The following is a 6,164-nucleotide window of genomic DNA, read 5'->3' as shown; positions in this document are numbered from 1 at the left end:
TTAGGTTCAGGGTTCATAACCAATAGATGACGAGAGCAGCGAGAGCGATTGCTGAGAGGAACACCTTGGAGCATCGGTCGTATCTGGTCGCCAGGCGCCGCCAATCCTTGAGCCTGCCGAACATGATCTCGATCCGGTTTCGCCATTTGTAGCGGCGCTTGTCGTATTTAACCGGCGTCTTGCGTTGCTTTCGTCCAGGGATACAGGCGCGTATCCCCTTGTCCTGCAATGCTTCTCGGAACCAGTCGGCGTCGTAGCCGCGATCCCCGAGCAGCCATTTGACGTTTGGCAGGCGACTGAGCAACGCCCGCGCGCCGATGTAGTCGCTCACCTGTCCTGCGGTGACGAACAAGTCGATTGGGCGTCCCTGGCTGTCACAGACGGCATGCAGTTTGGTGTTCATTCCGCCCTTGGTCCGACCGATCAGGCGGCCACGCCCCCCTTTTTCACGGCCATGCTGGTCGCTGTTCGGTGGGCCTTGAGATATGTCTCGTCAATCATCACGGTATTCTCTTCAGCATGCTCCGCAGCCAGGCCGACCATCATCCGGGCGAAGATGCCTTTCTCGCTCCAACGCCCCCACCGGCTGTAGAGCGTTTTGTGGGGGCCATAGGCTGCGGGAGCATCGCGCCACCTTAAGCCATTGCGGTTGATGAAAATAATTCCGCTCAAAACCCGCCTGTCGTCAACACGGGGCTTGCCATGGGACTTCGGAAAGAAGGGTTACAGACGCGCCATCTGCGCGTCGGTCAGCCAGAAAAGATCGCTCATGTTACCGCTCCGTTTTGGAGCCCTGAATCACGCCGCGCGGCGGAAATCAATGCATCCTGACCCTAGAAAGCCGAGCGATGAATGTCGCCTGACGGGATTATAGAACCCGTCGATGTATCTGGCGATGGCGTTTTCAGCTTGCTGGCGGGTTTGCCATGCGATCGGCCAGATCAGCTCCGACTTGATGGTCTTGAAGAAGGTCTCGACCATCGAGTTGTCGTAGCAGTTCCCCTTGCCGCTCATGGAGATCAGGATGCCGCGTTTTCGGAGCGCAGCCTGATAATCGACAGAGCAGTGTTGCGATCCTCGATCGGAATGATGGATCAGCCCCGGCGCAGGTTCGCGGTTCACAATGGCGCGACGCAGAGCCTCGACTGCGAGGCCGCGCTTCAGTCGGTCACTCGTCGCCCAGCCGACGACCCGCCGCGAGTTGAGGTCGAGCACGACCGCGAGATAGAGCCAGCCCTGCGCCGTCCAGATATAGGAGATGTCGGCACCCCATTTCCGATCCGGCTGTTCGGCTTCGAAGTCCAGGGCGAGCAGGTTCGGAGCGACCGGCCAGGCGTGTTCGCTGTCCGTGGTCCGCTTGAACCGCCGCTTTTGACGGGCCACGAGGCCATTCTCCCGCATCAGCCGGGCCGTTCGGTGACGCCCGATCCGGTGGCCGTCGTCGACGAGGTCCCGGTGCATTCGCGGGCTGCCATAGGTGCCATTCGACAGGGCGAAAGCCGTGCGAATATGGGCAAGACAGACCAGGTCCTGCTTCTGACGCTGACAAGCCGGGCGGCCGCGCCAAGACATTGGGTTACGCCTTGGCAACCGTTCCGCCCGAACCGGCTGTTTCTTAGGAAGGCCGTTGCATACTTCGCGCGAGAGTCCCGGTGAAGTATGGTTTTATTCGGGCTCACCGATCTGAGTTTCCGGTTCGATCAATGTGCCGCGTGTTGATGGTCCATGTCAGTGGCTTCTATGCATGGCTTAAAGATCCGCGAAGCCAGCGTGCGCTGAACGATGAACGGCAGACAAAGTTGATCCAACAGGCTTGGACCGACAGCGGAAAAGTCTATGGCTATCGCAAGCTGACCGATGACCTGCGCGATCAGGGGGAACAGGTTTCCGAGAACCGGGTCGCTCGACTGGCCCGCTTGGCTGGCATTTCAGCACAGATTGGATACCGGCGCCGCCCTGGCCAATATGGGAGCAAGCCAGCTGTGGTCGCCACAAATGCTCTGGACCGGCAGTTCGATGTCGACGAACCAGACAGGGTCTGGGTGACAGATATCACCTACATCAAGACGCATGAAGGTTGGCTTTATCTGTCAGTCGTCATCGATCTCTTCTCACGGCGCGTCGTTGGATGGTCAGCTCGGTCACGGATGACGACCGACTTGGCATTGCAGGCGCTGCTTGCCGCCGTTTGGCGGCGCAAACCAGAGCACCGGGTCACGATCCATTCCGATCAAGGATCCCAGTTCACCAGTCGGGAGTGGCAAACGTTTCTCAGCCAACACAATCTCGATGCCAGCATGAGCCGGCGTGGGAACTGTCACGACAACGCTGTCGCCGAGAGCTTCTTTCAGCTCTTGAAGCGGGAACGAATAAGGCGACGCACATACCTGACACGCGACGCTGCACGGCAAGACGTCTTCGAATACATCGAGATGTTTTACAACCCCAAGCACAAGCACACGAACAACGGAATGCTGTCACCCGTTGACTTCGAAGCAAGACAGCAGAAACTGAACGAGGCAGGCGTCTAGGGAACTTGGGGCACCTCAATGTTCGCCATTGGGTAGCACTCGAAGCTCTGCGATCCGGTGATCCAGCAGATCGGTCAGCTCGATAAGCGAGTTGCGCGATACAAGGCGTCCGTCATCGGCGCGCGACAGGGACAGCAGATCAGAAACCCTTTGGTCCACGTTGTCGAGCGCTTGCAGCGCCTTGGCGACGTCGCCCTCCACGCCGGCTCTCCCCACATTCTCGACAGTGCCCCGGGCGATGGACAACGGGGTTTTCAGGCTGTGTCCCAGATCCGCCAAAAAGCGCCGCCGGGTTTCGTTGACCTGCTTGAGGCGGGCATTGCTCATCTGCAAAGCGTTCGACCGGTGCTCCAACTCGCTCTGCATGTCCCTTTCGCGGACTTGTGCCGCCGCACGCTCGTCCTGCAACGATTCATCCAGCCCGATCAGCGCACCCTGCAAGGCAGGATCGGCAACCTGTGCGTGCAGTTGCGCCCGGGCAGCCCCATGCCGTAGGGCCGCCAATTGCGCGGAAACCGCCGTGGCTTGTGCGTTGTACCAGGATGCCAGCCGCAGACGATTGGCCACAAGACACGCCAGGCCCAACAGCGAAAGCCCGACACTTTGCCACATCCAGACCTGCCGGGTCCGGGCGATGCGACGGGTTGCGGCCTGAATTTCAGCGCGCTCATCGTCAATCGCATCCAGCACGATCTCAGAAAGCTGATGGCGCGACGCCTGTAACGCGGCCAGCGCATTCGATGCATTGGGCATCGGGTCGGCCGACCCCCGCAGCGCGACCAGGCTCTGGGCATCGTGCAACGTCTGCACCATCGCGGCGCGCAGTGCGACCGGGCGCCCCAGCTCCTGCTCTTCGCGCTCTTTCTCGTCTGGCGCGACGAATGCGACTTCGTCTTCTGTCAGCTGTTCCAGAACCCCCAATGCGTGCATCGCATCACGTTCGAAATCAGCGAGCTGCCTTTTGGCCTCATTCGGATCTGGCTCCAATATGGCAGCCAAAAGCGCGCCGCTCAGGCCCGTGACGGCCACATCCAGAGCCACAATCTGTCCCGACGCCTGCGAGATCCTCTCGCCCAGATGGGCGACCCGGCTGCTGTGCCAATAGCTGACGGCAAGCACCGCCAGGAACGCGGCTGCGGCCAGCAAACCGCCGGGTCGAAGGGACCAAGCGTTCATTCCCCTTGCCCCGACCGTACCGAAAGCCGCCATCCCCCGCTGGCATCCATCTGAACCCGCACCCTGCCAGGCTTCTGAACCGTATAGTGCCCCGACCCGACGCCACCCACATGCAAGTTCTGAACGGTTGCCCCGCTTTCATCCAGGACCGTCACGACCAGTACCGCGTCTTCGTTGCGATACGTCAGGATGTCACCCGTGCGGACGGTGAAAAACGGCGTCTGTCCGGACCGATCCCCGGAAAACTCTAAGTCCTGCGTAGCGCGCAAGTTGATCCCGTCATAGCAGGCCAGCCGATCATCGGGTGCGCTGATGTTTCGGCACGCCTCCATCAACTGGCCCACGGTGCCTGCATTGACGCATGTCCCGAAAAGCACAAAACCCAATGCCAGAAACCTGAGATGCCCAAAGACCATCGACCGAGCGCCTCCCAACACATTCTGGCCGCGAATTGCCGTCTTGCTACGCCCATGGGCAAAGCCGTCAATGGCCTGCCAAAGACATGCGCACAGCGCGACAAAGCAAGGTTGCACGACGTGAAACGCCCCGCTTGGAAAAGCTATCCTCTAAAGACATCGGTCTAAATACGACCAACGTCTGCCCTCGGGCAGCTTAGACATTCCCGAACCAACGCTTCGGTTTATGATATTTGGCGGCGGCTAGGCGGGGCGATATTCAGGGATGATCTATGCGCCTCTAGTGGGAAAGGAAAGCCGGGGATGCCTGTCGAGACTGTGGATATTCTGGTCGTGGGGGCCGGTCAGGCCGGGATCGCCATGAGCGAGCATCTTGGCGCGCTGGGGCTGTCGCATCTGGTGCTTGAGCGCGCCCGGATCGCCGAGCGTTGGCGGACCGGTCGCTGGGATTCGCTGGTGGCCAACGGGCCGGCCTGGCATGACCGGTTTCCGGGCATGGAATTTCCCGCCGACCACCCCGACGCCTTCGTGCCCAAGGACCGGGTTGCGGACTATTTCGCGGCCTATGCCCGACAGATCGACGCGCCGGTGCGTTGCGGGGTCGACGTGACCCGGGTGACGCCGCTGGACGGGCGCAGCGGCTTTCGTGTCGAGACATCGGACGGCGTGATCGAGGCCAACAGCATCGTCGCAGCCACCGGGCCGTTCCAGAAACCGCTGCTGCCCACGATCGTGCCGGCGGATGCGGGTTTCACCCAGATGCATTCCGCGCAGTATCGCAACCCCGCGCAACTGGGCGAAGGGGCGGTTCTGGTGGTGGGGGCCGGGTCGTCCGGTGTCCAGATTGCCGACGAGCTGCTGCGCGCGGGCAGGAATGTGTACCTGTCGGTGGGGCCGCATGAGCGGCTGGCGCGCCGCTATCGCAACCGCGATTACGTGTGGTGGCTGGGTGTGCTGGGCCTGTGGGATCGCGAAACCGTCGAACCGGGGGCCGAACATATCGCAATCGCCGTCAGCGGCGCCCAGGGCGGGCAGACCGTCGATTTCCGCAAGCTGGCGGCGCGGGGCATGACACTGGTCGGGCGCACCGAGAGCTTCGGGGACGGCAAGCTGACATTCGCGGGCGACCTGGCGCAGAACATCCGCAACGGGGATCGCGATTACCTGGGCATGCTGCGGGCGGCGGATGCCCATGTTGCCGCGAACGGTCTGGACCTGCCGGAAGAGCCCGAAGCCCACGAGATCGGCGCCGACCCCGATTGCATGACAGACCCGATCCGCGAACTGGACCTGGCCGATGCGGGGATCACGACCATCATCTGGGCGACGGGCTATGGCTTCGATTTCGGCTGGCTGCAGGTCGACACGTTCGACGCACAGGGCAAGCCGCTGCATTGCCGTGGCGTGTCCCGGGTGCCGGGGGTCTATTTCCTGGGGCTGCCCTGGCTGACGCGCCGGGGGTCGTCGTTTATCTATGGCGTGTGGCACGATGCGAAACATCTGGCCGACCATATTGCCATCCGGAAGAAATACGCGGCCTATGACGGTACGGCCGAACCGGTCACCAACACCCCCTGAAGCGGCGCAACGACGGAAACCCAAAATGGCTCATACACGTATTCGCAAGTTCAACACCAAGGACACCTATCCGGAACAGAACCTGGACAATGACCTGTGCCAGGCGGTCGTCACTGAGGGCGGCAAGACGGTCTATCTGCGGGGCCAGTGCCCGCAGAACCTGGACGATGCGCGCAACCTGGACAGCCACGATCCGGTGCAGCAGACCCACAAGGTGATGCAGAACATCACCCAGCTGATCGAGGAATGCGGCGGCACCATCGCGCATCTGGTCAAGGTCGTCGTCTATATCACCGATGTGCGCCACCGCGAGGCGGTGTACCGCACCATGGGCGAATACATCCAGGGCGTGCATCCGGTTTCGACCGGTCTGGTGGTGCAGGCGCTGGCGCGGCCCGAATGGCTGGTGGAAATCGACGCCACAGCGGTCATTCCCGATTGATGCGCCGTGCCGCCCGGCGCA

At 61.7% G+C, this 6,164-nt stretch carries 5 protein-coding genes and 2 pseudogenes; 3 read left to right on the top strand and 4 right to left on the bottom strand.

Annotated elements, in window-relative coordinates:
- Positions 1-13: 13 nt before the first annotated feature.
- Both CLM60_RS05855 and CLM60_RS05850 read right to left on the bottom strand, forming a co-directional pair.
- Positions 14-771 (bottom strand): annotated as a pseudogene (locus tag CLM60_RS05855) (IS5 family transposase).
- Between the two features lie 27 nt (positions 772-798).
- Positions 799-1,590, bottom strand: coding sequence for an IS3 family transposase (locus CLM60_RS05850; RefSeq protein WP_281256663.1), 792 nt, complete (start codon positions 1,588-1,590; stop codon positions 799-801).
- 29 nt (positions 1,591-1,619) lie between these two features.
- Between CLM60_RS05850 and CLM60_RS05845 the strand changes: the two are divergent.
- Positions 1,620-2,531, top strand: a pseudogene (locus tag CLM60_RS05845) (IS3 family transposase); the annotation flags it as partial.
- A 15-nt stretch (positions 2,532-2,546) separates the two neighbouring features.
- Here the strand turns inward: CLM60_RS05845 and CLM60_RS05840 are convergent.
- The gene (locus tag CLM60_RS05840; protein ID WP_176473805.1) at positions 2,547-3,707 is read right to left on the bottom strand and encodes a HAMP domain-containing histidine kinase; all 1,161 of its coding nucleotides are present in this window, start codon (positions 3,705-3,707) and stop codon (positions 2,547-2,549) included.
- Positions 3,704-4,093 carry a hypothetical protein gene (locus CLM60_RS20850; protein WP_176473804.1) on the bottom strand — a complete coding sequence of 130 codons (390 nt, stop codon included), beginning with the start codon at positions 4,091-4,093 and terminating at the stop codon, positions 3,704-3,706. The genes CLM60_RS05840 and CLM60_RS20850 overlap by 4 nt, the downstream gene beginning before the upstream one ends.
- 333 nt (positions 4,094-4,426) lie before the next feature.
- Here CLM60_RS20850 and CLM60_RS05830 point away from each other — a divergent pair, with 333 nt between their 5' ends.
- Together CLM60_RS05830 and CLM60_RS05825 are read left to right on the top strand one after the other, a co-directional pair.
- A complete protein-coding gene (locus CLM60_RS05830; RefSeq protein WP_095588217.1) occupies positions 4,427-5,701 on the top strand; it encodes a flavin-containing monooxygenase in 1,275 nt (424 codons plus the stop codon).
- 25 nt (positions 5,702-5,726) lie between these two features.
- The gene (locus CLM60_RS05825) at positions 5,727-6,143 is read left to right on the top strand and encodes a RidA family protein (protein WP_095588216.1); all 417 of its coding nucleotides are present in this window, start codon (positions 5,727-5,729) and stop codon (positions 6,141-6,143) included.
- Positions 6,144-6,164: the final 21 nt, after the last annotated feature.

Source organism: Actibacterium ureilyticum (assembly GCF_002285435.1).
In the GTDB taxonomy this organism is placed as follows: Bacteria; Pseudomonadota; Alphaproteobacteria; order Rhodobacterales; family Rhodobacteraceae; genus Actibacterium_C; species Actibacterium_C ureilyticum.
The sequence above is the reverse complement of the archived record's forward strand: the minus strand, read 5'-3'. Positions and strand labels throughout refer to the sequence as shown.

What these genes read in the sequence shown, in the direction of transcription:
- CLM60_RS05840 (WP_176473805.1), bottom strand. Translation starts at nt 3,707, where the DNA reads ATGAACGCTTGGTCCCTTCGACCCGGCGGTTTGCTGGCCGCAGCCGCG.
- CLM60_RS05830 (WP_095588217.1), top strand. Translation starts at nt 4,427, where the DNA reads ATGCCTGTCGAGACTGTGGATATTCTGGTCGTGGGGGCCGGTCAGGCC.
- CLM60_RS05825 (WP_095588216.1), top strand. Translation starts at nt 5,727, where the DNA reads ATGGCTCATACACGTATTCGCAAGTTCAACACCAAGGACACCTATCCG.